Raw genomic sequence first — 26056 nt, forward strand, 5'->3', positions numbered from 1 at the left:
GCTCCGCCTCAGAGGTAGTTGATGAGGCTGATCTTCTGGAGCTGCGAGGTGAGCGCCAGCGCCGTCTGGATCTGGGTCTGCAGGGTGTTGACCCGGACCGAGGCTTCGGTCGGGTCGACCTTCTCCATACCGACGATCTGATTGTTCAGAATGTCCTGCTGCGTCTTGAGCTTGGCGGTTGCGGTGGTGACCCGCTGCTGGACCGTGCCGACACTGCCGCCGAGCGCGGCGAGGTCGTTGATGGCGTTGCCGACGAGGCCGATGGCCTTGTCCACGACGACCTGGAACGTCTCCTGGCTCAGGCTCACATTCCCGAGATCGGCCATCATGGTGTAGGCCTCGGCGAGCCTGCGGAAGCCGATCTCGTTGGCGCTCACCGACGTTTCCGCGATCTCGGTGGTGGAGATGCGGCTTTGCATGATCTGGTCCGTCGCCGAGGACCAGTTGGTGTTCCAGGCCGGGCTCGCGAACTCGGCATCGAAGGTGGTGTCCAGGAAGGTCTGCATCTGGGCCGGAGTGATGGTGGCCACGGCGGGCGAGGATTGCGGGAAGCCGAAGGTCGCGAGAAAATCGGCATCGACCCGGTTCTTGCTGGCCGAGCCCGCGGCGTACGGCGTGATGGGCGCGTTCTGCGTGTTGATGCCCGAGAACAGCGACGAGCCGTTATAGGAGACATTCAACGCGCCGATGAGGTCCTGGAGATTGGAGGCTGCAGGCGGCAGGATGACCCGCCCGCCGCCATCGGTGCTGCGGGCCGCGATCAGATCCTTGAGGAAGTCGGTCGCGGTCTTGTTGAGCTGCGTGATCCGGTTCTGCGTCACGTCCAGGCGTCCCGCGACGAGACCGTTGGTGTCGACGAGCTGGTCGGCGAAGCTCCAGTCCGCCCGCAGCGTGAGATCGCTTCCCGTCGTGGCGCCGAGTTCGAGGCCGACATCGTAGAAGCGTCCGGTGGTCGCCTCCGTCGTTGCCCTGCTCAACGCCGCCTGGTTGTTCGTGATCGAGAACCTCAAGGACGAGGACAGCATCAAGGTCGAGACGTAGTTCGCGCTCATCATGGCTTAGTTCCCCACGGCAGCCAGCAGGCTCTGCAGCATTTCATCGACGGTCGAGATGATCTTTGACGAAGCCGAATAGGTGCGCTCGACCTGGAGCATCAACGCCATCTCGTCGTCCATGTTGACGCCGTTGACGTTCGACAACGCCGTGATGCTGCGGTTGAGCAGCGTGGCCTGGTACTCGGAGTTGTCGTTGGCAGTCTTGCGCTGGTTCTCGATCCAGCTCGTCGAGGACGACGCGAAGTCGATCAGGTTGCCGCTCGGCTTGCCTTGCGTTGTTGGATCGAACGGCTGCGACGCATCCATGCCGCCGATGAGCTGCTGCAGCCGGGTCGAGTAGCCTCCGTTGCCGGCGGTGTTGTATTGGTAGGCGGGGTTGCCGCTGATCGCGCCGTCGCGCAGCAGACTCGGGTTGCCGCCCAAGGTCGGATCGACCGATGCAGCGACCGAGATCGTGCCGGCGAGGCCCACCGAGACGGTTGCGCTCGCCGGCATCGCCGGTGCGCCGGGATAGGTGAAGAGGCCGGGAACGTCGGGCAGCGCCGCGGCGGTCTGATCGCTTTCCCTGAACGTATTGATCAGACCGCGCGCGATTTCGTCGAGCTGGCTCTGATAGGTGACGGTGTCCCGGTCACGCAGCTGGGCCAGCCCTGCGAGCTTGCCCGATTTCAGCGGCATCACCGAATTGGCCCCGGTCACGGGGACGCCGTCGATGTAGACGGCATTACCCGTGGTGCCGGCGGTGTAGACATTCGTCGGCGCAAAGCTCACCGTCCGCGCCGTCTTGTCGAACAGCACGACGCCACTGTCGGTGTAGAGCGCCGCGTCGCCGTTGGTACGGATCGACATCGAGACGCCGACCTCCTGCGACAGCTTCGAGACGATGTTGTCACGCTGGTCGAGGTAATCGGTGATGTCGTCGCCGGAGATCGTGCCCTTCACGATCGCGGTATTCACGGTCGCGAACTGGGAGAGCAACTGGTTGATGTTCTGAACCGACGTGTTCATGTCGGCGTCGGCGCCCTCGCGGACCGACTGCACGGTCCGGGTCGCCTGGTTCAGCGCGGTGGCCATATCCTTGGCGGACGCGACCGCCGCCTGCGCCAACGTGGTGTTGTCCGGGGCATTGGCGTATTTCTGCAGCGCCTGCTTCAGCGCATTGAGCTGCGCCGTCGGCGACTGCTCGAGTTCGGGATCATCCACGGTCGACGCCGCGATCTTCTGGAGACCGTCGTAGATCACGCTTTGCTTGGCGGATGCCGAGGTCGTGGTCAGGACGTTGGTGAACAGGCCGCCGCTCGCGGCGCGCTGGATCGCCGCGACATAGACGCCGGCACCTGGCAGATTGTCCAGAACGGCGATCTTGCGCGAATAGCCGGCAGCGCTGGCGCCGGCGATGTTGCGCGAGATCGTCGAGGACTGAATGCCCGACGCCATGAGCGAAGCGCGAGCGGAGTCGAGAGCGGAGGTAAGGGACATGGCTTGCTCTTGCCCGGAATGGGCGCTGAAGAATTCAGCGCTTCAAGTTGACGACGACGTCGAGCAGGTCTGCACCGGTCTGGAACGATTTCGAGTTCGCGGTGAAGCCGCGTTGGGCCTCGATCATCCCGGTGAGTTCGTCCGCGAGGTCGACGTTAGAGGCTTCCAGGGCGCCGGACTGGATCGTGCCGAGCCCGCCGGTGCCGGCGTTTCCGGCCTGCGCGTTGCCGGAATTCATGTTGGTCGAATAAACGTTGCCCGGCTCCGGTGTCAGATTGTCGGGGCTCGCGACGTCGGCGAGCATGATGGTGTAGAGCGTCCGTTGCTGGCCATTCTTGAGGATTGCCGTCACGTGGCCCGCCTCGTCGACGTCGACCTTGTCGATGGCCGAGGGAGCACTGCCGTTGACGGTCGCCTTGAAGCTGAAGTCGGTGCCGGCCTGCGTCATGTTCGACAGGTCCATGGTCAGCGCCGCGCCGCCCGGCACAGTCACGGTGAGACCGGTCGGGCTTGCAGCAGCCAGAGCGCCCTTGCCGGCCGCCGTGGTGTCGAAGGTGAAGGTGGTGGCGGGGGCGAGCGAGGTACCGGTCGCGGAATCGTACACCTGGATCTGCCAGGTGTCCGAGCCGGCCGCCGTCGCGGTGTGAGACATGTAGACGTCGAGCGTGACGGGCTGGCCGATATTGTTGTAGGCCACGATCGAGCTCTTCGAGGAATATGACGCGGGGCCGGGCGGACCCGCAATAACAGCCGCCTTCGGATCCAGATTGCCGGCCGTCAGCGTTCCCGCGGTCGACGGCACCGGCACCTGTGAGACCTGGGCGACGTTCACGATCTGCATTCCGGCCAGACTATTTTGCGAGAAGTTGGTCACGAGACCGGGCTGCCCTAGAAGATAGAAGCCGGCCGCGTTGACCAGATTGCCCTGACTGTCCGGCACGAAGGAGCCGGCGCGCGTCAGATACTGCTGCGTATTGTTTGCGTTCGACACCACGAAGAAGCCATTGCCCTTAACGGCGAGGTCCGTGCTCGACGTGGTGAACTGCGTATGCCCGGGATCGGTGATGGCGTAGCGGACCGTGGTCTCGACGGCACCGGAATCGTAGTTGCCGGAGCCGCTCTTCAGGATCAGCGAGGAGAACTCCGTGGAAGCCCGCTTGTAGCCGGTCGTGTTGACGTTGGCGATGTTGTCCGAGACCGTCGACAGCTTGTTGGACTGCGCAGACATGCCGGAAACGCCGGTGCGCATAACACCATACAGGCTCATGAATTGGGCTCCTTTGGTAGGTTGCAGCTACAATGGGGGGTCTTGCTTGCGCGGGGCTGACGATTGGAAGCGATGCACAACTTCATGTTGTCATGTCGTTTTCGGTTGGCAGAACGAGCGCGCCTTGTCGGTCCACGCGCCGAAGCCGCTCGATACGAGATGAGCGACGATGTGACAGACGTAGCGCTTCTGAGCCGGCTGGTTGTTGGGACCGGCATTGTAGCGCGCGACCGCCATGGTCCAGCTGCCTTCGCGCTGCTTCAGCTCTTTCAGGAAGCGCGCGGCGTAGTCGACGTTCCCAGCGGGATCGAACATCGCCCGTACCGAAGCGAACTTGTCGCCGTGATAATAGTGGTTGATCTGCATGCAACCGAGGTCGATGAGCTTGATCCCCTTGCTGCGCATCGTCTCGAAATTCGCGATTGCGTCGTTCATGTCCTTGGCGAACACGGTCTGGCCGTCGGCACCGAGGGCGTAGGGATGCAGCGCGCCGCGCCGACCGGTCTCGGTGAGGCCGACCGCGTAGAGAATGCCGAGCGGAATCCCGTGCTGCCGAGCCGCACGCGCCATCTCACGCTCGCAGGGGCGCGCAATTTCCTCGGCCGCCCGGGCAGCGCTCGCACTAGAGATAAACAGGGCCGCGACGATGATGCGGCGCCACGTCCTGATCATGACGCGTCTCCTGGTTGAACTGGCGCTCCTGCCGGGCCTGCTTCGCACCGCCGTCGGACTGCCCCGGGGACGTGCCGGCGCCGCCGAACGCGCCTTGCGACTGCGACGAGGGCTGGTGCTGGCCCGAGAGCTGCGGCTGCGAATGGCCGGAGCCGCTCTGGAATCCGTCCAGCGAGCCGTGCTGGACCGGCGCGACGTCGGCGACGTAGCCCGCCGACTGCATGAGATCGCGGATCTGGTCGCGCTGCTGGTCGAGCATTTGGCTCGTGTCCTTGCGCTCGGCGGCAAGCTGGACGGACACTTCGGTGCCGACGAGACGCAGGCGCACGGTGACGTTGCCGAGCGCCGGCGGCTCGAGATTGATGGTCAGGATCTTGAGCGGCTGATCCGGCGCATTGGTCCGGGAAGCTGCAAGATCCGGCGTTGCCGACGCTGTCGGAGCCGAGGACTCCTTCAACTCGGCGACGACTGCATTGGCGACCTGTTGCGGGGCGTTGAACTGCGCCGGCGGCAGATGGGTTTCCTGCTGGACCACGGTGACCTTGGTCGTCTCGGGCAGCGCGGCGCGCGTCGAAGCCCTGGCAGCACGCTCGACATTGGCCGTGACCGCTTCGAAGCCTGGTGACGCAGGCATTGCGCTCGAAGGCTCCTTTCCTTGCGTCGATGGCAACTGCGGCGCGGCCATCGCTTGCGAAGCCGCAGCCTGCGAGCGCGTGCCGGTCGAAGCGACACTGGATGGGGCGGTGTCGGCCGGCGCTGCCTTCGCCGCGCCCATGGCCGGAGCGTCGCGCTTCATCGTCGAGGACCGCTCGTCGCGCGCAGACACGTCCCTGTCGGAGGACTGTAGCATCTGCAGCTTCACGGCAGACGCAAGCGCGATCTCCTGCCCGACCGCAACAGCAACGCCCGATTGGCCCTGGACGTCTGCCCTCGTGGCATGATCGACCGGATGTTGCTTCTCCGATGACCTGTCCGTCTTATTGTCGGAGGATACTTCTGTGGGATCTGGTTGGTCGATCGCCGCGACAGGTTCGTGCACCGTCGCGTGCTGCGGCTTCTCTTTCTCGGTCGGGTGGGCCAGACGCGTGCGCAGCGTTCCGGCCTTCGCGGTCATATCGCTGCCGTCATCGCTCAGTGCCTGCTTTGCGAGGTTCGAGACGGTGTGGAGCAGATCGTTGAACGAATTTGCCGGCGATTTGGTCCCGGCGCTCTTTGCGGAACGCGACGCCCCGCGCACGTTGAGGCTCTCGGCGAGACCCGAGAAGAGCTGTCCGGAGGTTCCATTGAGCTTGGTCATGGACGGCGGTCCCTGGTAAGGAGTTCAAGCTCGCCGAGCTGCTTCTGCGCGCGCGCGAGCGTCACGCTCGATGAGGACAAATCGAGCCGCGCCGGCGTTGCCGGCGGTTTGTCGGCAGCGGCAACGGATCCGCCAGCGAAAGGCTTGCGAACGTCGAGCGCGAGCTGCACCGTGGCATTCAGAAGGGGGACGTCGCGCTCGGGCAGCTTCGACCGGTCGAGCGCCTTCAGCTCGGCCAGACCGCCGTCATATTCGTCGGTGAGTACCCGCGAGGCGCCGCGGAAGAAATGGGCCCGCTCGCGATCTGCGGATGCGTCGGCGCTGAGCGTCAGCGCCTTCTCGCCCGCCAGCCGGGTCACGGCCAGCTGTCCGCGCACCATCGCGGCGCGCGCGATCACGAAATACAGCTTGAGGCGGCTCGAGCGATCGATCTGCTCCAGCAGGGCCGTGATCCGCGCAAAGCGGCGGTCGTCGAGCGCCAGGCTCGATTGCGTCAGCCCCGCGGAGAAGCGCTGCCAGAAATCGCCGGCATAGATCGAATTGCGGTAATGACGGATATAGGCCAGCGTCAGGAACTCGAACTTCTCGAAATCCTCCGCCTGCCCCACCAGCAGGATCTCGCGCCGCAGCGCCGCCTCCTCGACGAGTGTGCCGGGCAACAGCAGGCGCGCGTCATCCAGACGCTCGATGGCGAGCGATGCCTCCGCACGCGCGAACAGCGCGCCCTGGACCAGCGCGACCTGTCCGCCCAGGCCCGAGGGAATCGTCCGCGGCTTGACGTCCTTGAGCAGCTCCCGCGCCTCGTCCTGACGACCCTCGACATAGGCGAGCGCACCGTTGAACAGCCGCTCGTCGACGTTCATCTTGTCGCGCGGCAGCTTGCGGACGACTTGCGGCGCACCGCCGCTGAGCAGGTAGATGACCACGGCCTGGCTGTTCTGCGGATGGCTCCACACCGCGGGATCGGCAGCGAGAAACTTCTCGCCGATCTGCCGGATCATCGCGATGTGGCTGTTATGCGCAGCGGTGTCGCCGTTGGCTATGCCGTCCTGCACCGCCTGTAGCGCACGGACGAGCTCATAGGGCTCGCCGGACGGGGGCGCCGGCTGGGCAAGCGCACTCGCCGCCGTGAACGGCAGCAGCAGCAAGGCGGCGCGGCGCAGCAGCCTGATCAAGGGCGCTTCTCCCGGATCAGGATCTCGATCCGGCGGTTCTGTGCGGCCGCCGGATCGTTCGGAAGCTTCGGCCGCCGGTCGGCGTAACCTTCGATATGCTCGATCCGCCGCGCATCGACGCCGGAGCGAACCAGCATGTAATAGGCCATCTGCGCACGGGCAGTCGACAGCCGCCAATTGTCGTAGGTTTCCGACCGATACGGCCGATTATCGGTATGGCCGCGCACGATGATCACGCCCTGGCGCTTGGTCAGCAGCGGCCCGATCTTGTCGATCACGCGGATCAGCTCGGGCCGCGGCTCGGCCGAGCCGACCGCGAACATGCCGAAGCTCGCATCGTCGGTCAGGCTGATCAGGAGTCCTTCTTCGACCTGACGCACCTCGGCCGCTGGCCCCGCGCCCGCTTTGATATCCGACAGCGCGTCCGCGATCGCGGACTGAAGCTGCTTCAGGGTCGGCTGCTGCGTTTGCGCTTCACCGCGCGGTTCGGACTCCTTTGCCGGGTCGTTGAAACGCGTCTGGGGGGCGGCATTGGGTTGAACGCCAGATTGGGCGCTGCCCTCGCGCGAGGATTGCGCGGGTGCGGGGCCCGGCGGCAGCAGTGGCGACAGGCTTGCGGACGGGCTATCCGCGTTCGGAGCCACGCTTCCGCCCGCCTCTTCCACCTTGGCCCGGCGCGCCTGCGACTCGCCCGCATTTGTTCCGGCTGCGCCGTCGCGCGCGGACGCGTTCGGCTTGGGCTCGCTCTCGATGAAGCGATCCGCGTCCCTGGACGCCTGCGGCGCCAGCTTCCAATAGCCGGGATCGAAGGGATCGCGGTAAGCGTCGCCACCCTTGAGGCCGTCCTCTTCGGCCGACGTCAGAGCGCCGGCACGCCGCTGGCCCGTGGACTGGTTCGCGCTGTTGGCGATCTCGGTGAGCGTCGCATAGGGGTCCCGGAACAGGACCTTCTCCTCGAAAGAGGCCGGCTTCTCGGCAGTCGGAGAATCGCCGCGACGTTCTTCGTTCGGCCCGGCCGGCTGACGCTTGCCGTCCTGGCCTTCGAACGACGACGGCTCTTTCTTGGAGAGATCCTTCAGACCCTTTGGGGCAGGCGCGTTCTCGGCAAGCTTGATCGGGTTGAAGTAACTCGCGACCACCTGCTTCTGGTCCTGGTTGAGCGCATTGAGCAGCCACATGACCAGGAAGAACGCCATCATCGCGGTCATGAAGTCCGCATAGGCGATCTTCCAGACGCCGCCATGATGCGCCTCCTCGGCGAAGGCGCTGCGCCGGCGGACGATCACGATCTCATGCTTGACCTCTTCCATGGCGGACTACCGGCGCGCTTCCTTGAGGCGTTCACTCCAGGCGGAGATCTGTGTCTCGATCACGGTCTGGTCGGCCACGACGCGGACCTCGAAGGTGTCGGCCGCCTCGTACTCGATGCCGGTTCGCCGGGAAGCGTCGAGCTGCGTCTTCACGAGGTCGAGCAGCTCGCTCGGGCCGGTGACCTTGAACACCGGCGTCGGTGAACTGCCGGTCAGCGCCGCAACCTGCTCGACCAGCGACCCGATTGCCTTGTCGCGCACCGCCTCAGTGAGGAACGGCAGCAATATCCGCGCAACGGAGCTTGCGATGTTGCTCTCGATCTCGCGGCAAGCCGCCTCGAAGCCGCTGACGATCGCGAGCGCCTGCTGGTCGGACCATTTGGCCCGCTCCTCGCCGAGCCGGATCGCGCTACGTACGCGCTCCTCCGCCAACCTGGCGTCGCCCTCCGCGACGCCGGCCGCATGACCTCGCCGATAGGCATCGTCCAGGAGATTGACGGACGCAGCTTCCGGCGCGGGAGGCGACGGCGGCGCCTGAAGCTGCGGCTGCGGCGGCGCCTGGGTCTGAGGCTGCATTTGAGGCTGCGGCTCGCGCCGGGTTTCCTTCGTCCTGGTCAGCACGTCCTGGATTTTCGGCGGCGGAGGCGGCGACGACTTGACCCGGCCATTCGCGTCGAACTGCGTCAGGAGTTTTCCGATTGCCGCGTTCATGCCGCCTCCTCACGCCGCATCCAGTCTTTAAGGATCGCTGCCGCCTGCATCTGATCGAGCCGGACGATCTGCTCCAGCCGCTTCTGCGGCGTTCGCTGCATCTTGCCTTCGAGGTCTTCGACGAGGTTGAGCTCGGCCTCCTCGCTGTCGGGCAACGCAAGGGCCGCCGCAGCCTCGAGTTGGGCGGCCTCAGCCGCCTCGGCCTGCTCCTGCTCCGCGCGATGGGTCAGAATCCCGTTGACCGCGGGCCGAAGCCCGAACCAGACCAGCATCGAGGCAACGGCCAGGATCGTCACGGCATTGATGACGCTGCCGAGCTGCTTGTTGATCATCTCGACGAAGCTGATCGGAGGCACCGGCGCCAGCTCACGCGAGCCCTCGATGAAATCGACGGCCGTCACCTGGATCTGGTCGCCGCGCGCCTTGTCCAGTCCGCCCGCCGTCGCCGCGAGCTGACTGATCTCCGCGAGCTTGCTGTCGATGATGGCCTGGTTGCTCTTGTCGCCGAGATCAGCGACTAGCCGCGCGCGGTTGACCAGGACGGCGATGAAGAGCTTCTTGACGGAATACCCGTCGCTCACCGTCATCGTAGTCTTGGACGAGACCTCGAAATTGGTGACGTCCTCGCGGCGGCTCTTGTCCTCGCTGGAGTTCTTGCCGCCGCCGGCATTCACCTGCTGGTCGGGGAGATTCTGCTGCACCGTGGTCGGCGTCGAGCGGTCGGCGTTCTGTGACGATTCCTTCTCGCGCACGTTCCGCACCGAACGTTCGGCGCGGCTCTCGGGATCATAGACCGTCTCGTTGATCTGCCGCTTGTCGGTGGAGAGCTGCGGTGCAACGCTCACCTCGAAATTGTCGAGGCCGAGATACGGCGTCAGCGCCTTGCGGATGTTCTCCTGCACCATGCCGCTGACCGTCTTCTGCAGGCTCGCCATCCTGGTCGGCGCCGCGCTCGCCTCGTCCTCTTCGGCGAGCAGCATCGAGCCGTCGGCGTCCAGCACCGTCACCTTGTCGCGGCTCATGCCGGGGATGGCGGCGGCGACCAGATGACGGATCGACTGGGCCGTGCGCGCCTCGATCGCGCCGTCGGTGCGCAGCACGACCGATGCCGATGGCGGCTGTTGCGTCGCGCGGAACGAGCCTCGCACCGGCAGCACGATATGCACCCGCGCCGCCTTCACGCCCTTCATCAGTTGGACCGTGCGCGCAATCTCGCCCTCCAGTGCCCGGAGTTTGGTGACCTCCTGCATGAACGAGGTCAGGCCGAGCGAGCCGATCTTGTCGAACAGCTCGTAGCCGGAATTGGCGCTGGTCGGCAGCCCCTTCTCCGCAAGCAGCATCCGCGCCTGCATGGTCTGGCTCGGGCGCGCCGAGACCGCATCGCCGGCGGAATTGACGTCGAAGGTGATGTTCTGCTCGCGCAGCGCCGCGCCGATGCGCGTCACGTCTTCGCGGGTGAGGCCGGTGTAGAGCGTTTCGAACTCGGGGCGGCTGAGATAATAGGCGCCGCCGACGACGGTGACGAGAACCGCAAAGCCGATCAGTCCCAAGGCCATCAGGCGTCGCGGCCCAAGCTCCAGCAGATTGTTGAGCAGTTGCTGTACCTGCGCACGACTGAGCATATGACCTCGTACCAATGCGAATGGTGACGACACTCAGCTGCCAACCTTGTCTGAAGGTTGCGCGGGGCGCGAATGTTGGGGTTCGCTGGCGAGGCGTTGCAATTATGCAAGACGAGGCGACGCAATCGGTTTGGCAGCCGCGAGCGAGCGCTCGGGCGCACGGCAGTCCGAGCGGCTGCAGCATGTCGCACGACGACGAAGGTTCGATTGCCGGCACGTCGCGTGTCGGCGCCCACCATCACGGCGGGGACCGTGCTCCCTGAGGGAGCACGGTCGCTTTCGAAAGCGCCGCTTAGCCGCGGAACAGCGACAGGATGCTCTGGCTGTTCTGGTTGGCGATCGAGAGCGCCTGAACGCCGAGCTGCTGCTGGGTCTGCAGAGCCTGCAGGCGGGTCGATTCCGCGTTCATGTCGGCGTCGACGAGCTGGCCGACACCGCGATCCACCGAGTCCATCAGGGTCTTGACGAATTCCGTGTTGGTCGAGATGCGGTTCTTGACCGCGCCGAGATCGGCAGCGGCCGAGGCCACCGAGTTGATGGCGGCGGTGACCTGCGCGATGTAGGCGTCGAGCGTGGTCTGGTCGGCGGCCGAGTCGGTCAGTGCCGAGATGTTGATCGTGTCGACCGAGGCGCTGCCAGCCACAGTGTCCAGAATGCCGGTCTGCGTCGTCGAGTAGAGCGTGTAGTTGGCAGTCGTCACGGTGATCGAACCGATGGTGGGCGTGCCGCCGACCCGCGAATACGACGAGACGAGGTTGAAGCTCGTCGGCGTGGTGCCCGTCGTTGTGCTCAGCCAGTTGATGCCGTTGAAGGTGGCCGAGTTGGCCTTGAGCTTCATGTCCTGCTGGATCTGGGTGATGTCGGCCTGGATCTTGGTGCGGTCGATACCGGCAGTCTTGGCTTCGACCAGCAGCGCCTGGAGCTTGGTCAGGCCGGATTCCTTGTCGCCGATCACCGAAGTCAGTGCGGTATATTCAGTGTCGACGGTCGCGGCCGACAGGCCGAGCGAGTCGGAGACCGCGGACAGCGCGGCGTTGTCGGAGCGCATCGAGGTCGCAATCGACCAATAGGCAGCGTTGTCCGAAGCGGTGGACACGCGCTGACCGGTGGAGATCCGGTTCTGCGTGGTGGCGAGTTGCGTGCTGACAGACCGCAGGGTCTGGAGCGCGGTCATGGCGGAGGAGTTGGTGAGAAGACTAGAACCCATTTTGATGTCCCTTTGAAGATTGAATCGAGCTTGGGGGACATACCGGGCTTGCACCGGTACGACAGAGCGGCGTCATGCCTTTGGGCGTGCCGCAAACGCGGGTTCAAGGCCCAATCTGTCGTAGCGGCGAGGTTAGCGAGCGAAGCTTGTGCGGGGCTTGTGGCTCTGTGCTCAAGCTGCAACAGAGAGCCGAAATGACGGCGTGCGCATGGCGTCACGCCAAACGAAAGGGCCGCGCTTCGCGAGAAGCGCGGCCCTCCTCCGATGACCTGGATCTTAGCGGAACAGCGACAGGATGCTCTGGCTGCTGTTGTTGGCGATCGAAAGCGCCTGAACGCCCAGCTGCTGCTGGACCTGAAGGGCGGCCAGGCGGGTGGATTCCGCATTCATGTCCGCATCGACGAGCTGGCCGACACCGCGATCAACCGAGTCCATCAGCGACTTCACGAACTCCGTGTTGGTCGAGATACGGTTCTTGACGGCACCGAGATTGGCGGCGGACGCGGCCACCGAATTGATGGCGGTCGTGACCTGCGCGATGTAGCCATCGAGCGTGGTCTGGTCAGCTGCCGAATCGGTCAACGCGGAGATGTTGATCGTGTCGACCGACGCACTGCCGCTCACGGTGTCCAGAATGCCGGTCTGCGTGCTGGAGTAGAGCGTGTAGTTGGCGGTCGTCACGGTGATGGAGCCGATCGTGGGCGTGCCGCCGACGCGAGAATACGAAGACACGAGGCTGAAGCTCGTCGGTGTGGTGCCGGTCGTCGTGCTCAGCCAGTTGATGCCGTTGAAGGTCGCGGCATTGGCCGTGCTCTTCATCTGTTGCTGGATCTGGGTGACGTCCGCCTGGATCTTGGTGCGGTCGATACCTGCGGTCTTGGCTTGGACCAGCAGCGACTGGAGCTTGGTCAGACCGGAGTCCTTGTCACCGATGACCGTGGTCAGAGCGGTGTATTCGGTGTCGACGGTCGCGGCCGACAGACCGAGCGAGTCGGAAACCGCGGACAACGCGGCATTGTCGGAGCGCATCGAGGTGGCAATCGACCAATAAGCGGCGTTGTCCGAAGCGGTGGCCACGCGCTGACCGGTGGAGATCCGGTTCTGCGTGGTGGAGAGTTGCGAACCCACAGACCGCAGGGTCTGGAGCGCGGTCATGGCAGTCGAGTTCGTAAGCAGGCTTGACATTGCGAATGTCCCTTTTTTGTACGCGATACATTTTCACGAGGGGACATACCGGGCTTTCACCGGTACGGAGGGACGGCATCATGCCTTTGGACTGATGTGGGGTGGGTCCAACCCGCCGTGCCGTATTGCTAGCACGCCGAATCTTGCCTCCAGATTAAGGCCCGACCAAATTCCGCAGTAAAATCATATGGTTAACATTACTCGACGCTAACCATAACCGGCACGTTTCGCTTAACCATAACCAGCCGGTCGGCGACCGCGGTGGCTACGAGAACGAGCGTACCAATCCGGAGGCCAGCAGGTTCCAGCCGTCGATCAGCACGAAGAACAGCATCTTGAATGGCAGCGCCAGGATCGTCGGCGGCATCATCATCATGCCCATCGACATGGTCAGCGTCGCCACGATCATGTCGATCACCAGGAACGGCAGAATGATGAGGAATCCGATCTCGAACGAGCGCCTGAGCTCCGAGATCATGAAGGCCGGAATGATGACGCGCAAGTCGATGCGCTTGTCGTCGAACTTTTTGCGGAAGCTCTCCGCGGCGAGCGCTTCGAAGGTCTGGAGATCCTTGTCGCGGACATGGGCCAGCATGAATTCCCGGAACGGGTCGGTGATCTTCAGATACGCTTCCTCTTCCGAGATCTCGTTCTTCATCAGCGGCTGGACGCCGGTCTCCCAGGCCCTGTCGAAGGTCGGCGCCATGACGTAGAAGGTCATGAACAACGCGAGACTGATCAGCACGAGGTTGGCAGGCGTGGTCTGGAGGCCGAGACCGGCGCGCAGGAACGACAACGCCACCGCAAATCGCGTGAAGCTCGTCACCATGATGAGCAGCCCCGGCGCCACCGACAGCACCGTGATCAGCGCCATCAGCTGGATGATGCGGCCGCTGGTCGAGCCGTTTCCCGGCGGCAACAGGGAATTCAGGTCCGGAATCTGGGCCAATGCCGCTTCGGGCAGCACGACCAGAACCAGCGCGAGCAGCAGGACTCTCACTCTCACTGGATCACCAGCGTCTCGATGATCAATTCGCGAACCTTGCCCGACGATCGGATGTTGGCGCGCTCGGTCAGGTCTTCGCGCAGATGCTGGAGCCCGCGCGATCCCTCGAACTGCGCGACCGTCGCCGACCGCAGATAGGTCACGATGTCCTCGCTGATGTGGGCGGCCAGAATGCCGGCATCCTCGTCGCTCATGCTGTCGGTCACCATGGAGGCCTCGATGCGCGCCCAGTTGTTGGCCGGTGCGGCGAGATTGGTCACGATCGGCGAGAGTTTCCTGAGCCGCGCGCTGCCGGCGTAGCTTGAGGCGATCGGCGGTGGCGTGGCGCTCTTCTTCGCATCGGCAACGCGCTCGGCGGTCGCGATCAGATGCAGGCCGGCAAGAGCGCCCGCGCCGATCGCGATCAAGGTCAGGACGACGAAGGCGGCAATCAGGCGCATAACGTCCCCTGCCATGGCGGCGCGACCGGACCGCAAGCCTCAGAATGGTGCCACAGCATCATAGATCCGGTGTCCCCATCCAGGCTGCTGCACGTCCGACAGATTTCCGCGACCGCCATAGGACACGCGCGCCTCGGCGATCTTTTCGTAGGAGATCGTGTTGGTTCGCGAGATATCGCGCGGACGTACGATGCCGCCGACGTTGAGCACGCGCATCTCCGTGTTGACGCGAAATTCCTGCGAGCCGCTGATCATCATGTTGCCGTTCGGCAGCACGTCGGTGACGATGGCCGCGATCGACAGCTTGATGTCCTCGGTGCGATCGATCTGGCCGTTGCCCTTGATCTGGGTATTGGTGCTGAGATTGGCGTTGGCCTGGCCAGTGTCGCTCCAGCCTGCGATGTCCATCAGCCAGTCGAGCCCGAACTTGACCTGCGAATCGCGCGAGCGGCCGGTCTTGTTGTCGAGCTTGGCCTTGTCCTGCATCGAGATGATCACCGTCACGACGTCGCCGGTGCGACGGGCGCGGGGATCGCGGTAGAGATCAGTGCCGTCGTCCCAGGTCGAGCGATAGCTGACGGGCGTACGCATGCGCGGCGTCACCGGGATCGGATCAGCCTGCATCCGCAGGCCGCTGCCGACAGGGGACATCTGCGGACCGGTCAGGACTTCGGCCGGATCATGGTAGCATCCGGCCAGGAGCACGGACGCGGCCAGGAGCGAGAGGATGAGGATCGGCTTGTTCATCTATTTGCTCTTTCCGTCGTCCACGCGACGCATGCCGCCGAGCAGGTCGGCGAGATGTGCCGCGCGCGCCGTGTCCATCTCGTTGAAGATGGCGCTCGAGTTCCTCGGGCTGAGCTTGGCGAGCACGGCGGCAGCAGTCTCGTCGGTCATGCCGGCGATCTGGGTCGCCGCAGCTTCGGGCTTCATGCGCGAATAGATCTCGACCACGCTCGCTTCGGCCTTCTTCAGGAAGTCGTCGCGCAGCGCCATCCACTTCTCGTATTCGGCGCGCTTGGCCTCGACTTCGGCAATGCGCTCGCGCAGCAGGCTCTCGGCCTTCTCCAGCTCCTTGAGCTGCCAGGCCAGCCTTGCGTCGACGGCGGGATCGGCGACGTTGCTGCAGAACAGGGCGATTTCGTTGTCCGGGGCCGGGGCAGCCTGCGGCGGCGCAGGCTTCGGCGGCGCCGTGACGCTGCCGGGCTTGGCCGGACGCACCGGTGCGGGCGCGGGTGTCGGGGTCTCGGATGCCGGCATCGCCCCGGTGACCGCGGGTCCCGACTCTTCGGCCGCCCATGCCGTCGCCCGGATCGGAGCACTCTCGCCGGAATTGGGGCCGGCCGGCGGCTGCGGCTTCTGCGGTCCAGCCGCACGCGCGCGCGCGAAGGAGAGCAGGTTGAGCGGCTTCGACGCCCTGGCCTCGTCCAGCGCCAGCACGGGCGGTGCGCTCGCGAGCATTGAGGCCGCGGCCAGCAGGAGGAATTTGGCTTTGTGATCCAGCTTCAGCATCGGGCCGCGTGCGATTCTCGGTCGAGACTTGAGCATTGAGCGACCAAGCTTGCACGACGCTTATGCATCATTGCACGATGACGTCGGCCTGGAGCGCACCTGCCGTCTTGATCGCCTGGAGGATCGCGATGATCCCCGATGGCTTGAGGCCGATCTGGTTCAGCCCGCGCACCAGGCGCTGGAGATCGACCCCACTCAGGATCGCCACCTGCGCTCCCGCCTCGTTGGCTTCGACCACGGTCTGCGGGACGACCACCGTCTGCCCTCGCGAGAACGGCGCCGGCTGCGACACGACCGGCATTTCCGTGACACGAACCGTCAGATTGCCGTGGGTCACGGCAACGGTCGATATCCGCACGTCGCGTCCGATCACGACCGTGCCGGTGCGCTCGTTGATCACGACCCGCGCCGGCGTATCCGGTTCGACCGTCAGTTCGCCGATCTCGGCCAGGAAGCGGACAGGGCCGATGTGGCGCGGCTTCGACAGCACGATGGTGCGGTAGTCGCGCTCGAAGGCGATTTGCGCGCGATAGCGTCCGCCGGCGTAACGGTTGATGGCGTCGAGAATGCGCGTTGCAGTGACGAAGTCGGGGTTCTTCAGCTCCAGCACAAGGAACTCCATCTCGTGGAGGCTTCCCTGCACCTCGCGCTCGACCAGCGCACCGTTCGGGATACGCCCGGCGGTCGGCGTGCCCTGGCTGACGTTCTGCGCCTGGCCTCCGACGCTGTAGCCGGCGACCGTGATCGCACCCTGCGCCACCGCATAGACGGCGCCGTCCGCGGCGCGCAGCGACGTCATGACCAGCGTGCCGCCGAGCAGCGACGTCGCATCGCCGAGCGACGACACGGTGACGTCCATGCGCTCGCCGGGCCCGATCGATGGCGGCAGGTCCGCAGTCACCATCACCGCCGCGACGTTGCGCGTGCGCAGCGTCGTCGGACGCGGGGGGTTGTTGGTGCTCGTGGTCTCGTTCCTGACATTGATGCCCATGTTCTCGAGCATCGATTGCAGGGACTGTTCCGTGAACGGCGCGTTGCGAAGCGTGTCGCCGGTGCCGTTCAGGCCGATGACGAGGCCGTAACCGACGATCTGGTTCTCGCGCAAACCCTTGATATCCGCGATGTCCTTGATGCGGACGGCAGCCTGGGCGCTGGCGACCGACATGAGCAGGACGAGCGCAAGCAGGAGTCTGGTCATGACCCGTCCACGACCCTGACGGTGCCGTCCGGCTGGACGACTCCCCTGATGATAACCCCGGTATCCGTATTGCGTACCGGGATGAGCGCGCCGGCCGCACCCGACTGCATCGCCGAACCGTAGGTGACGATGGACAGGCCGCTGTCTTCGACCACGACCTTGACCGTGGCGCCGCGAGCGACGGTCCAGGGGTCCTCCACCGCATTGGTCGGAATGGGCTGGCCCGGAAGCAGAGCGCGCCTCGCCATGCGGCCGACCAGGACCTGACGGCCCTCGATGAACATGGCGACACCGAGCAGGCTCGGCGCGAAGGCGCGTTCGGTGATCATCTCCTCCCGGATCAGCTCACCGGCTCGAATCGAGACGGCCGGCACGGGAAGCCGCTTCTCCTCGGCCGCAGCGCCGCGCGCCACGACGAGAACCAGCAGCACGGCGGCCAACCCGCGCATGATCAGGCCCACCCTGTTCAACATCGCGACACCGGAACTAGCGCATGCCCTTCGAGACCGTCTGGGCCATCTCATCCGAGGCCTGGATGACCTTGGCATTCATTTCGTAGGCGCGCTGGGCCGAGATCAACTCGGTGATTTCCTTGACCGGGTCGACGTTCGAGGCTTCGAGCCATTTCTGGTTGATCTTGCCGTAGCCGGCATCGCCCGGCAGTCCGACGACGGGCGTGCCCGACGCCGTGGTCTCCTTGTAGAGATTGCTGCCGAGTGGTTCGAGGCCCGCTTCGTTGGCGAAATTGGCGAGGTTGAGCTGGCCGATCTGCCTCGGGTTCACTTCCGTGTCGAGCTTGGCAAACACCTGGCCGGTCTGGTTGACAGTGACCTCCACCGTCCCCTGCGGAATGGTGATCGCGGGATCGAGCAGATAACCGTCGATCGTGACGAGCTGAGCGTTGGCATTGACGTTGAATGAGCCCGCACGGGTGTATTGCACCTCGTTGTTGGGACCGAGCACCTGGAACCAGCCGCGGCCGTTGATGGCGAGATCGTACGGATTTCCGGTCTGCGTCAACGCGCCCTGAATGTGCAGCTTGCGGATGGCCGCCGATTTGACGCCTAGGCCTAGATTGGCGCCTTCGGGGATCGGCGAGGAACCGTTGACGTTCGCCACGCCCTGCATGCGGTCCATCTGGTAGAACAGATCGGTGAATTCCGCGCGCGCCCGCTTGTAGGAGGTCGAATTGATATTGGCGATGTTGTTCGCGATGACTTCGATGTTGGTCTGCTGGGCGTTCATGCCCGTGGCCGCAATGGCGAGCGATTTCACTTAGGTCACTCCTCAGATCAAATCGACATCCGAACGACTTCCTGGTAGGCCTGCACGACCTTGTCGCGCACCGCGACCGCCGTCTGCAGCGCCTGCTCGGCTGACATCAGCGCCTCGACGACGCGTCGCGTCGACTCTTTGCCCTGCATCGCCGAGATCGACGCCGCCTCGCCCGCCTTCAGCGTTCCGATCGCGTCGGTCGTTACCTGTTTCATCACCGAGTCGAAGCCGACGTCGTCAGTGGTCTGGACCGCCGCAGTCGACGCAGGCGAGATGGCCTGCGTCTCGGTGGCGCGGCTCGCGGCCTGTCCTGCGGAGATCGCCGTGGATGAAATCGCCTCAAGCATCGTCAGCTCCTCAAGAGGTCCATTGTCATGCCGAGCATCGACCTCACCTGTTTCACGACCTGGAGATTGGCTTCATAGGACCGGTTGACTTCCCGCATGTCCGCCATCTCGATCATCATGTTGACGTTCGGCAGCTTGACGTAGCCGGCTTTGTCGGCGGCAGGATGTCCGGGATCGTATTCGACGCGGTAAGGCGTGGTGTCGACGCCGATCTCCTTGACTTTCGCGAGCTGCGCACCCGCGGCCCGGTCCATCGCTGCATCGAAGGTGATGGTCTTGCGCTGATAGGGATCAGCGCCGGCTGTGCGTCCCGTCGAGGTCGCGTTGGCGAGATTCTCCGAGACGATGCGCATGCGCGTCGACTGCGCTTCGAGCCCGGAGCTCGCGACCGTCAGGGAGGCGCTCAGTGAGTCCAGCATGTCAGTTCACCTCAGGCCTTTGCGCTCGACAGGACCATGCGGTGAAACGACCGCACGATCGCCGAGTTCATCGAATAGTCGCGATTGACGTCGCTGCCCTTGATCATTTCCTGCTCGAGGCTGACGGAGTTTCCGGAGTGAACCACTTCCCAGCTATCCTTCTTCGCGGTCGCACGCGTGTCGGTCTCGGCCGCGGACAATTGCATGTGCGACGGCGACCTCGTGGCGAGCCTCACCGGCATGCCGTCGAGCACCTTGTTGAAAGGCTCGACGTCTCGCGCCCTGAAGCCCGGCGTGTTGGCGTTGGCAACGTTGGTGGCGATGGTCGACTGGCGGAGCTCGAGATAGCGCGCCTGCGACGATGCGAGTTCGAAGAGGTAAAGCGGTCCCACGACAGCTCCATTCCGGTCCATTCGGAGAGGAGCCTAGGTCGTTAAGCTTTCGTCAAGCTGTTGGGCCGGACGTCGTCCTCGGAAATCTACTGGACCTTCTCGGTCCGCGGCGCCTGCTTCGACTGGAGGAAGTAGATGATCTCGGCGACGGGGCGGAAGAACTCAGCCGGGATCACCTGATCGACCTGAACCGCCTCGTAGAGTGCGCGCGCCAGCGCCTTGTTCTCGATGACGGGAATCCTGTTCTGCTCCGCAACCTCGCGGATCTTCAGCGCGATCACGTCCATGCCCTTGGCCACCACGAGCGGCGCGGGATTTTCCTCGCGCTTGTAGCGCAGCGCGATCGCGAAGTGCGTCGGGTTCGCGATCACAAGCGTGGCGCGCGCGGCGGAGGCGATCATCCGTTGCCGCGAGCGGTCGCGCGCCAGCGAGCGCAGGCGCGCCTTGATCAGCGGATCGCCCTCGGCCTGCTTGTGCTCGTCCTTGATCTCCTGCTTGGTCATGCGCAGCTCGCGTCGCCAGTGGAAGCGCGCCCAGGCGAGATCGATTGCGACCAGGACGATGGTCGCGATGCAGATCGCCGAGACGATCCGCATCGCGATGTTGAGGATCATCTCCGGCAGCGCGACCGGATCGGTGTACATCGCCTCGAAAGCCCTCGCTTCGGACGCGCGCAGCACGAAGGCGACGACGGCGGTCACCGCGGCAAGCTTGAACAGCGACTTGGCGAACTCGATCAGGCCCTGCGTCCCGAACAATCGGCTCCAGCCGCTGACCGGAGAGATTCGCGACAGGTCCGGCTTGATGCGCTGGAGCACAAGGCGCGGTGCGTTTTGCAACAGCGAAGCGGCAAGCCCGAACACCACCAGGACCACCACCAGCGGCAGCAGGAACCGCACGGCCTGCAGGCCGACAACGGAGAGCAGGTTCTGCGCGTCAGCGCCGGTGCTGAGCGGGAAGCCCTCGGGATCGTCGAGTAGGCTCTTCAGCGTCGGCGTCAATTGCTGCACGCCGTGGCCGATCAGGAACGCCTGGATCACCATCAGCGCGGCCATCGAGGCGAAAATGGACGCCTCGCGAGAGACCGGAATCTTGCCCTGTTCGAGCGCATCGCGGACTTTCTTCTCGGTCGGCTCTTCTGTCTTGCTCTCCTGATCGGATGTTTCTGCCATGCCCGTTCAGCGGTCAGCGGAAGACCAGCTCATCCTCCTGCTCGGGGTTGAGCTCGATTTCGCCCTTCTCCGCCAGCTCGAGCGCCAGATCGGTGATCACGCGCCGCGCTTCCAGCACGTCGCGCTGGTTCGACGGCTCGCCGATGGCGAGCTCGTGCTCGACGACGCGGCGGACGCGCGAGGCGACCGAGGACAGTATCAACTCGCGGAAATGCTTGTCGGTGCCCTTCAGCGCGACGACGATGCGGTCAGTCGGCACCTGGTCGAAGATCATGGTACGCGCCTTCGGCGTCAAATTGACCACGTCGTCGAAGGTGAACAGCAGCTCCTTCAGCACTTCGGCCGATTTCGGCCGCTTCTCCGACAGGCTCTTCAGCATGTCCTCGATATGGCCACGTTCCATCTTGTTGATGATGTCGGCGACGCGGGCGTAGGTGTCGGCGCCAAGGTTGCGGGCGAAGTTCAACGTCAGGTCCTCGTGCAACGTCTTCTCGATGATGCGCATGGCCTCGTCGACGATCGGCTTGAGGCTCAGAACGCGCCGCATCAGTTCGTTGCGCAGGCTCGAGGGCAGCTGGCTCATGACCTTGGCGGCGCAGGCCGGCTTGACCTTGGACAGGATCAGCGCCGCCGTCTGCGGATGCTCCTTGGACAAATAGCTCGCGAGCGAGTTTTCGGACACCGACGAGACGCGGTCCCACACCGACCGGCTCGAATTGCCGAGCAGATCCGACATGATCTGCGAGACCTGGTCGGCCGGAAGCACGTCGCCGAGCACGGCTTCCAGGCCACCGAGAGTGCCGAGGATGTTCGCGCCCATCGAGAACTGCTGGGCGAACTCCTCGACGATCCCCTCGAGCTCCTGCGCGGTGATCGGCCGCAGCTCCGCCGCCGCCTTGGTGACGATGCGGATCTCCTGCGGCTCGAACTGCTGCAGCACGCTCGCCGCCGCCTGCCGGCCCATCGCCAGCAGGAGCGCGGCTACCTTTTCCGTGCCGCCCAGCGTGGTAACACCTCGCTGCTTGGCTGGCGCGATGCCGACCGGTGCCGCCATGATCAGGTATCACCCTGCCCCAGCGGACCAACGATCTCCGTGAGCGAAACGCCGAAGCGGGAATTGTCCTCTTCGACGACGACCACCTCGCCGCGGGCGACGATGCGGCCGTTGACGACGACGTCGACGGGCTCTCCGACCCGGTGATCGAGCGGAACCACCGCGCCGCGGCCAAGCTTCATCAGGTTCGCCACCGGAATGGTGGCCGAGCCGAGCACCACTTGCATGGTGACGGGAATCCGCAGGATGGCATCGATATTGGCGAACTTGCCGGTCTCCTCGGCCGTGCGCTGGGCGATCTCCGCCAGCCGCTCCAGGGGAGAGGTTTCGGCCTCTGCCGATGCGGGTGCAGACTCATAGTCGAAGGATTGCGCCATCTGGTATCGCCTCTTGGTATTTCCGCTGCCGGAGCGCCGTGACGTTCCGATCGTAGTCGTCCTGCCGGCTTCGGCTTCAATGCTTGTTCAGGTCGGCGCCGCCTGCGGTCGCGGCGGGTGCGAGGCCGCTTCTGGCATCGAGTGCCGCGATCGCCTCGTGGGCCTGATCGATCTTCGTGCTCAGCACGTTGGCGAGCCGTCCGAGATTTGCGGTGGAATCGTGCGCTGCCGTGATGACCGTGTCGAAGGCGCCCGCCGTCTCGTGCACGATGGTCGAGAATTCGCCCTGATAGCTGCGCAAGCGCGCCAGCTCGCGGTGCATCCGCGTCACCCGCATGCTGGTGAAGGCGAGCGCAATCAGCAGCACGACATCAACGAGATAGGATATCATCGACGAACTCCCGCTTCTGATCGACGGGATCTGCCACCTGCATGGCGTAATAGCCATCAAGCTGGCCGATCTGACACCAGAACAGCACCTGATTGTTGCTTTCGAGACGGGCCAGCGTGCGCGGCGTGGCCTCGAGCTCGAGCACCTGCCCGACCTGGAACTTCACGACGTCACCGAGGGACACCATCTTCTCGTCGAGCACCGCACTGAGCGTGACCTCGGTCCGGTGGACCTCGCTCTCCATCTGCTCGCGCCAGCGCGGGTCGGCGGCGCGACCGTCGCTGACGACGACATGAGCAAGCTTCTGCCGGAGCGGATTAAGCGCGGAGTGCGGAATGATGAGGAACATCTGGCCGCCGCGGTAGAGGGCCTGCAGCATGATGTTCGCGCAGATCGACATGTTGCCACTCCGCCCGATCGCGAGCGAAGCCATCGCCGTCTCGACCCGCTCCACGCGAAAGGTCACGTTCGAAGTGCCGGCGAAGGCGGATTGCAGCGCCTTGGCAAACCGTTCGAACAGCGCCTGCACCAGGCGAAGCTCGATATTCGAGAAAGAGCGCTCGACGTCGAGCGGCGGCTCGGCGCCGTCGGAGCCGAACATCGCCTCGACCATGGTGAACACGAAGTCACGGTCGAGCATGATGATGATGCGGGAGTCCCACTGCTCGGCATAGAGCACCGCCGCGACGGCGTTGGCCTCGTAGTCCTTGATGATGTCGCCGACGCGGTCGTTGGTGATGCCGTTGACCGAGAAATAGCAGGGTGTTCCAGCCATCGGCTGGAGGCTGTCGGTGCACGATGCCGCCATGCGATCGAAGATCACATTGAGCATCGGCATGCGATCGATCGATATGCCGGCGGCGTCCAGCAGGTAGTTCGGCAGCTGCTTGCGCTGATCGACTTCGGCGTCTTCCATCATCATGCGCGCGCCGCCTTGGGTTCGGCATCGGCAACGACGGCCTTGGGGCCTGCGATGGTCTCGTTCTCGACGACGTCGATCGAGGGACGCTCGCTGCTGGAGATCATCTTGCGGCCGTGCTCGACCGCGATCTGCGGCATGGCGCCGTTCATGAACGCCAGCAGCGTCTGCTTGACGATGATGTAAGGCCGGCACTTCTTCTCGCGCGTCATCTTGATCTTGATCGCAAAGGGCGAAATGATGCCGTAGGACAGGAAGATGCCGGCGAAGGTGCCGACGAGAGCGGCGCCGATGAAGCCGCCCAGCAGCTTCGGCGACTGATCCAGCGCGCCCATCGCCTTGATGACGCCGAGCACCGCGGCGACGATGCCGAGCGCCGGCATCGCTTCCGACACCGTCACCAGCGCATGATAAGGTGCCAGCTTGCCCTTCACGATGGTGTGGATCTCCTCGTCCATCAGCGCTTCGATCTCGTGCGTGCGCGCGTTGCCCATGATGATGAGACGGACATAGTCGCAGATGAACTGGAGCAGCGAGGGGTCGCCGAGCACGCTGGGGAATGCCTTGAAGATCTCTGACGACGAGGGATCGTCGATATGCGCCTCCACCTCGTTGCGGCCCTTGCCCCGCAGCTCACGCATCAGGGCGTGCAGCGCCCCGAGCAGGTCGAGGTAATAGCGCTGTCCCGGCACCGCGTTGGTGATGGCCTGCATGCAGGCGACCCCGCTGTCGACGACCGTCTTCCACGGATTGGCCAGGATGAAGGTGCCGACCGCGGTGCCTATGATGATGACGAATTCCCACGGCTGCATGAGCACGGCCAGGTGCCCGCCCATGGCGGCAAAGCCGCCGAGCAGCGCCGCTACCGTGATGAAAATCCCCACGAAACTGCCCAACGCGCCGCTCCATCACCGATGCCATCGGGAATATCTAGTCGGCCACGCTTGCGCGAGGCTGGCTTCTTCGTCGCCAGCCTCGCGCAAGCAACCGGCGGCAGCTTGCAGCGGTGCCGCAACAGCGGCCAGAGGGGCGCGTGTCATGCTATCCACCATTGCGGACTACACCAGACTGACCAACGACATGGGCAAGTCGCTGACGCAGGTCGCGAAGCAGCCGGATGTCAGCCGCGAGACGGATTACTTCCTCAGCCATATCGGCAACGTGAAGACCATCGACGATTTCCTGAAGGACTATCGTCTCTATTCCTACGCGATGAAGGCCTACGGCCTCAGCGACATGACCTACGCCAAGGCGTTCATGCGCAAGGTGCTGACCGAGGGCGTTGCGAGCAAGGACGCCTTCGCGAACAAGCTGACCGACACCCGCTACCGGCAATTTGCCGCCGCCTTCAATTTCGCCGCCCTCGGCGACAAGGCAACCCAGGCCGCCGCGGCCACGACCGGCACCGCGACCCAATACGTCACGCAGACCATGGAAGAGAAGGCCGGCGATCAGAACGAAGGCCTGCGACTGGCGCTGTACTTCACCCGCAAGGCTTCCACGATCACGACCGGCTACCAGATCCTCGCCGACAAGGCACTGACGCAGGTGGTGCAGACTGCAATGGGCTGGTCGTCGACGATCAGCTCGGCCGACATCGACGCCCAGGCCAAGATGATCACGGACAAGATCGATCTCGCCGATTTCCAGGACCCGGCCAAGGTCACAAAATTCGTACAGCGTTTCGCGGCGATGTGGGATGCGACCCAGGCCCAGAGCGACGCCTCGACCAACCCCGCACTGGTTCTGATCGCCGGCGCGTCGACGTCGATCAGCATGGATACCAACATGCTCACGACGCTTCAGAACATCAAGTTCAACAGGTAAGCCATGCAATCGGCCCTCTATGTGGGATTGTCGGCGCAGGTCGCCCTCGAAAAGCGCCTCCAGACGATCGCCAACAACGTCGCCAACGTCAACACGGCGGCGTTCCGCACCGACGTGGTGAAGTTCGAGACCGTGCTGTCCAAGGCGGGCCCGACCCCGGTGGCGTTCTCCTCGCCCGGCGACAACATCATCTCCCGCGAGATGGGCAGCATCACCGAGAGCGGCAACCCGCTCGACGTCGCCGTGGTCGGACAGGGCTGGATCGCCTTCGCCGGTCCGAACGGCACGGTCTACACGCGCGACGGCCGCCTCCAGATCGCTCCCAATGGCGATCTTCAGACCGTGAGCGGCTTCCCCGTCGTCGATTCCGGCGGCGCGCAGATCACGCTCGATCCGAACGGCGGACCGATCTCGATCGCGCGCAGCGGCGCTATCACCCAGGACAACAACGAGATCGGCACCATCGGCCTGTTCAACATTCCGGCCGATGCCAATCTCGAACGCTACGGCAATTCCGGCGTGACGCCCGACCGGCCTGCGACCGCCATCGCCGATTTCTCCCGGGACGGCTTCAAGCAGGGTTATGTCGAGGGCTCCGGCGCCAATCCGATGCTCGAACTGACGCGACTGATCTCGGCCTCGCGCGCCTTCGACGGCACCAATTCGATGATCGAGGGCACCGAGAGCTCGCTTCAGAACGCGATCCGCACACTCGGCGAACCCGGCAAGTAGACTGCGCCTCGCGCG

General features: G+C 64.6%; 29 protein-coding genes. 2 read left to right on the forward strand and 27 right to left on the reverse strand.

The features are described from left to right. Window positions 1-8: 8 nt before the first annotated feature. The 27 genes from EHH60_RS29885 to motA all read right to left on the reverse strand — a co-directional run bounded on the left by EHH60_RS29885 (window position 9) and on the right by motA (window position 24378). Window positions 9-1055 carry a flagellar hook-associated family protein gene (locus EHH60_RS29885; RefSeq protein ID WP_124162948.1) on the reverse strand — a complete coding sequence of 349 codons (1047 nt, stop codon included), beginning with the start codon at window positions 1053-1055 and terminating at the stop codon, window positions 9-11. Window positions 1056-1058: 3 nt separating this feature from the next. Next, window positions 1059-2534, reverse strand: coding sequence for a flagellar hook-associated protein FlgK (flgK, locus tag EHH60_RS29890; RefSeq protein ID WP_124162949.1), 1476 nt, complete (start codon window positions 2532-2534; stop codon window positions 1059-1061). A gap of 34 nt (window positions 2535-2568) precedes the next feature. Then, window positions 2569-3801 carry a flagellar hook protein FlgE gene (locus tag EHH60_RS29895; RefSeq protein ID WP_124162950.1) on the reverse strand — a complete coding sequence of 411 codons (1233 nt, stop codon included), beginning with the start codon at window positions 3799-3801 and terminating at the stop codon, window positions 2569-2571. Between the two features lie 90 nt (window positions 3802-3891). Next, window positions 3892-4473: a transglycosylase SLT domain-containing protein gene (locus EHH60_RS29900; RefSeq protein WP_124162951.1), complete on the reverse strand. Its 582-nt coding sequence runs from the start codon at window positions 4471-4473 to the stop codon at window positions 3892-3894. Further along, window positions 4424-5770, reverse strand: a complete 1347-nt coding sequence (fliK, locus tag EHH60_RS29905; protein ID WP_124162952.1) for a flagellar hook-length control protein FliK — start codon at window positions 5768-5770, stop codon at window positions 4424-4426. The genes EHH60_RS29900 and fliK overlap by 50 nt, the downstream gene beginning before the upstream one ends. Further along, window positions 5767-6945, reverse strand: a complete 1179-nt coding sequence (locus EHH60_RS29910; RefSeq protein ID WP_124162953.1) for a chemotaxis protein — start codon at window positions 6943-6945, stop codon at window positions 5767-5769. Before EHH60_RS29910 ends, fliK begins: the two co-directional genes overlap by 4 nt. After that, on the reverse strand, window positions 6942-8255 hold the full coding sequence (locus EHH60_RS29915; protein WP_124162954.1) for a MotB family protein: 1314 nt from the start codon (window positions 8253-8255) through the stop codon (window positions 6942-6944). Before EHH60_RS29915 ends, EHH60_RS29910 begins: the two co-directional genes overlap by 4 nt. A gap of 6 nt (window positions 8256-8261) precedes the next feature. Further along, window positions 8262-8966 carry a hypothetical protein gene (locus tag EHH60_RS29920; RefSeq protein ID WP_124162955.1) on the reverse strand — a complete coding sequence of 235 codons (705 nt, stop codon included), beginning with the start codon at window positions 8964-8966 and terminating at the stop codon, window positions 8262-8264. Continuing rightward, window positions 8963-10588 (reverse strand): flagellar basal-body MS-ring/collar protein FliF, encoded by a 1626-nt coding sequence (gene fliF, locus EHH60_RS29925; RefSeq protein WP_199752195.1) that lies wholly within the window; start codon window positions 10586-10588, stop codon window positions 8963-8965. The genes EHH60_RS29920 and fliF overlap by 4 nt, the downstream gene beginning before the upstream one ends. A gap of 292 nt (window positions 10589-10880) precedes the next feature. Further along, window positions 10881-11795: a flagellin N-terminal helical domain-containing protein gene (locus EHH60_RS29930; RefSeq protein ID WP_057030126.1), complete on the reverse strand. Its 915-nt coding sequence runs from the start codon at window positions 11793-11795 to the stop codon at window positions 10881-10883. Window positions 11796-12071: 276 nt separating this feature from the next. Beyond that, window positions 12072-12980 (reverse strand): flagellin N-terminal helical domain-containing protein, encoded by a 909-nt coding sequence (locus EHH60_RS29935; RefSeq protein ID WP_124162957.1) that lies wholly within the window; start codon window positions 12978-12980, stop codon window positions 12072-12074. Window positions 12981-13245: 265 nt separating this feature from the next. Continuing rightward, window positions 13246-13986 carry a flagellar type III secretion system pore protein FliP gene (fliP, locus tag EHH60_RS29940; protein ID WP_035715624.1) on the reverse strand — a complete coding sequence of 247 codons (741 nt, stop codon included), beginning with the start codon at window positions 13984-13986 and terminating at the stop codon, window positions 13246-13248. Beyond that, complete coding sequence (locus EHH60_RS29945) at window positions 13983-14426, reverse strand: flagellar basal body-associated FliL family protein (RefSeq protein WP_124163017.1); 444 nt, start codon at window positions 14424-14426, stop codon at window positions 13983-13985. The genes fliP and EHH60_RS29945 overlap by 4 nt, the downstream gene beginning before the upstream one ends. A 39-nt stretch (window positions 14427-14465) precedes the next feature. Then, window positions 14466-15173 (reverse strand): flagellar basal body L-ring protein FlgH, encoded by a 708-nt coding sequence (flgH, locus tag EHH60_RS29950; RefSeq protein WP_124162958.1) that lies wholly within the window; start codon window positions 15171-15173, stop codon window positions 14466-14468. Then, window positions 15174-15938 carry a MotE family protein gene (locus EHH60_RS29955; protein WP_199752197.1) on the reverse strand — a complete coding sequence of 255 codons (765 nt, stop codon included), beginning with the start codon at window positions 15936-15938 and terminating at the stop codon, window positions 15174-15176. A 67-nt stretch (window positions 15939-16005) separates the two neighbouring features. Then, entirely contained in the window at window positions 16006-17136 is a 1131-nt protein-coding gene (gene flgI / locus EHH60_RS29960) for a flagellar basal body P-ring protein FlgI (protein WP_124162960.1), read from the reverse strand. After that, on the reverse strand, window positions 17133-17609 hold the full coding sequence (gene flgA / locus EHH60_RS29965) for a flagellar basal body P-ring formation chaperone FlgA (protein WP_199752199.1): 477 nt from the start codon (window positions 17607-17609) through the stop codon (window positions 17133-17135). Before flgA ends, flgI begins: the two co-directional genes overlap by 4 nt. A gap of 13 nt (window positions 17610-17622) precedes the next feature. Beyond that, entirely contained in the window at window positions 17623-18411 is a 789-nt protein-coding gene (flgG, locus tag EHH60_RS29970) for a flagellar basal-body rod protein FlgG (RefSeq protein WP_124162962.1), read from the reverse strand. A gap of 17 nt (window positions 18412-18428) precedes the next feature. After that, on the reverse strand, window positions 18429-18758 hold the full coding sequence (gene fliE / locus EHH60_RS29975) for a flagellar hook-basal body complex protein FliE (protein ID WP_124162963.1): 330 nt from the start codon (window positions 18756-18758) through the stop codon (window positions 18429-18431). Between the two features lie 2 nt (window positions 18759-18760). Beyond that, the gene (gene flgC, locus EHH60_RS29980) at window positions 18761-19177 is read right to left on the reverse strand and encodes a flagellar basal body rod protein FlgC (protein ID WP_124162964.1); all 417 of its coding nucleotides are present in this window, start codon (window positions 19175-19177) and stop codon (window positions 18761-18763) included. 11 nt (window positions 19178-19188) lie between these two features. Then, window positions 19189-19590 carry a flagellar basal body rod protein FlgB gene (flgB, locus tag EHH60_RS29985; protein WP_124162965.1) on the reverse strand — a complete coding sequence of 134 codons (402 nt, stop codon included), beginning with the start codon at window positions 19588-19590 and terminating at the stop codon, window positions 19189-19191. A 65-nt stretch (window positions 19591-19655) separates the two neighbouring features. After that, on the reverse strand, window positions 19656-20741 hold the full coding sequence (gene flhB / locus EHH60_RS29990; RefSeq protein WP_124162966.1) for a flagellar biosynthesis protein FlhB: 1086 nt from the start codon (window positions 20739-20741) through the stop codon (window positions 19656-19658). A 13-nt stretch (window positions 20742-20754) separates the two neighbouring features. Next, window positions 20755-21795: a flagellar motor switch protein FliG gene (locus EHH60_RS29995; protein WP_124162967.1), complete on the reverse strand. Its 1041-nt coding sequence runs from the start codon at window positions 21793-21795 to the stop codon at window positions 20755-20757. A gap of 2 nt (window positions 21796-21797) precedes the next feature. After that, window positions 21798-22172 carry a flagellar motor switch protein FliN gene (fliN, locus tag EHH60_RS30000; RefSeq protein WP_061877142.1) on the reverse strand — a complete coding sequence of 125 codons (375 nt, stop codon included), beginning with the start codon at window positions 22170-22172 and terminating at the stop codon, window positions 21798-21800. A 76-nt stretch (window positions 22173-22248) separates the two neighbouring features. After that, on the reverse strand, window positions 22249-22563 hold the full coding sequence (locus EHH60_RS30005) for a hypothetical protein (protein ID WP_124162968.1): 315 nt from the start codon (window positions 22561-22563) through the stop codon (window positions 22249-22251). Continuing rightward, window positions 22544-23485, reverse strand: a complete 942-nt coding sequence (locus tag EHH60_RS30010; protein ID WP_124162969.1) for a flagellar motor switch protein FliM — start codon at window positions 23483-23485, stop codon at window positions 22544-22546. Before EHH60_RS30010 ends, EHH60_RS30005 begins: the two co-directional genes overlap by 20 nt. Next, entirely contained in the window at window positions 23482-24378 is an 897-nt protein-coding gene (gene motA / locus EHH60_RS30015; RefSeq protein ID WP_027572805.1) for a flagellar motor stator protein MotA, read from the reverse strand. The genes EHH60_RS30010 and motA overlap by 4 nt, the downstream gene beginning before the upstream one ends. Window positions 24379-24520: 142 nt before the next feature. Here motA and EHH60_RS30020 point away from each other — a divergent pair, with 142 nt between their 5' ends. Both EHH60_RS30020 and flgF read left to right on the forward strand, forming a co-directional pair. After that, on the forward strand, window positions 24521-25309 hold the full coding sequence (locus EHH60_RS30020; protein WP_124162970.1) for a DUF1217 domain-containing protein: 789 nt from the start codon (window positions 24521-24523) through the stop codon (window positions 25307-25309). Window positions 25310-25312: 3 nt separating this feature from the next. Further along, window positions 25313-26041, forward strand: coding sequence for a flagellar basal-body rod protein FlgF (flgF, locus tag EHH60_RS30025; RefSeq protein WP_035670156.1), 729 nt, complete (start codon window positions 25313-25315; stop codon window positions 26039-26041). Window positions 26042-26056 lie beyond the last annotated feature (15 nt).

Source organism: Bradyrhizobium sp. RP6, from assembly GCF_003837805.1.
Classification (GTDB): domain Bacteria; phylum Pseudomonadota; class Alphaproteobacteria; order Rhizobiales; family Xanthobacteraceae; genus Bradyrhizobium.

Coding starts and splice junctions, on each gene's coding strand:
- EHH60_RS29885 (WP_124162948.1), bottom strand. CDS start 1,055: ATGATGAGCGCGAACTACGTCTCGACCTTGATGCTGTCCTCGTCCTTG.
- flgK (WP_124162949.1), bottom strand. CDS start 2,534: ATGTCCCTTACCTCCGCTCTCGACTCCGCTCGCGCTTCGCTCATGGCG.
- EHH60_RS29895 (WP_124162950.1), bottom strand. CDS start 3,801: ATGAGCCTGTATGGTGTTATGCGCACCGGCGTTTCCGGCATGTCTGCG.
- EHH60_RS29900 (WP_124162951.1), bottom strand. CDS start 4,473: ATGATCAGGACGTGGCGCCGCATCATCGTCGCGGCCCTGTTTATCTCT.
- fliK (WP_124162952.1), bottom strand. CDS start 5,770: ATGACCAAGCTCAATGGAACCTCCGGACAGCTCTTCTCGGGTCTCGCC.
- EHH60_RS29915 (WP_124162954.1), bottom strand. CDS start 8,255: ATGGAAGAGGTCAAGCATGAGATCGTGATCGTCCGCCGGCGCAGCGCC.
- EHH60_RS29920 (WP_124162955.1), bottom strand. CDS start 8,966: ATGAACGCGGCAATCGGAAAACTCCTGACGCAGTTCGACGCGAATGGC.
- fliF (WP_199752195.1), bottom strand. CDS start 10,588: ATGCTCAGTCGTGCGCAGGTACAGCAACTGCTCAACAATCTGCTGGAG.
- EHH60_RS29930 (WP_057030126.1), bottom strand. CDS start 11,795: ATGGGTTCTAGTCTTCTCACCAACTCCTCCGCCATGACCGCGCTCCAG.
- EHH60_RS29935 (WP_124162957.1), bottom strand. CDS start 12,980: ATGTCAAGCCTGCTTACGAACTCGACTGCCATGACCGCGCTCCAGACC.
- EHH60_RS29945 (WP_124163017.1), bottom strand. CDS start 14,426: ATGCGCCTGATTGCCGCCTTCGTCGTCCTGACCTTGATCGCGATCGGC.
- flgH (WP_124162958.1), bottom strand. CDS start 15,173: ATGAACAAGCCGATCCTCATCCTCTCGCTCCTGGCCGCGTCCGTGCTC.
- EHH60_RS29955 (WP_199752197.1), bottom strand. CDS start 15,938: ATGCTGAAGCTGGATCACAAAGCCAAATTCCTCCTGCTGGCCGCGGCC.
- flgI (WP_124162960.1), bottom strand. CDS start 17,136: ATGACCAGACTCCTGCTTGCGCTCGTCCTGCTCATGTCGGTCGCCAGC.
- flgA (WP_199752199.1), bottom strand. CDS start 17,609: ATGTTGAACAGGGTGGGCCTGATCATGCGCGGGTTGGCCGCCGTGCTG.
- fliE (WP_124162963.1), bottom strand. CDS start 18,758: ATGCTTGAGGCGATTTCATCCACGGCGATCTCCGCAGGACAGGCCGCG.
- flgC (WP_124162964.1), bottom strand. CDS start 19,177: ATGCTGGACTCACTGAGCGCCTCCCTGACGGTCGCGAGCTCCGGGCTC.
- flgB (WP_124162965.1), bottom strand. CDS start 19,590: ATGGACCGGAATGGAGCTGTCGTGGGACCGCTTTACCTCTTCGAACTC.
- flhB (WP_124162966.1), bottom strand. CDS start 20,741: ATGGCAGAAACATCCGATCAGGAGAGCAAGACAGAAGAGCCGACCGAG.
- EHH60_RS29995 (WP_124162967.1), bottom strand. CDS start 21,795: ATGGCGGCACCGGTCGGCATCGCGCCAGCCAAGCAGCGAGGTGTTACC.
- fliN (WP_061877142.1), bottom strand. CDS start 22,172: ATGGCGCAATCCTTCGACTATGAGTCTGCACCCGCATCGGCAGAGGCC.
- EHH60_RS30005 (WP_124162968.1), bottom strand. CDS start 22,563: ATGATATCCTATCTCGTTGATGTCGTGCTGCTGATTGCGCTCGCCTTC.
- EHH60_RS30010 (WP_124162969.1), bottom strand. CDS start 23,485: ATGATGATGGAAGACGCCGAAGTCGATCAGCGCAAGCAGCTGCCGAAC.
- EHH60_RS30020 (WP_124162970.1), top strand. CDS start 24,521: ATGCTATCCACCATTGCGGACTACACCAGACTGACCAACGACATGGGC.
- flgF (WP_035670156.1), top strand. CDS start 25,313: ATGCAATCGGCCCTCTATGTGGGATTGTCGGCGCAGGTCGCCCTCGAA.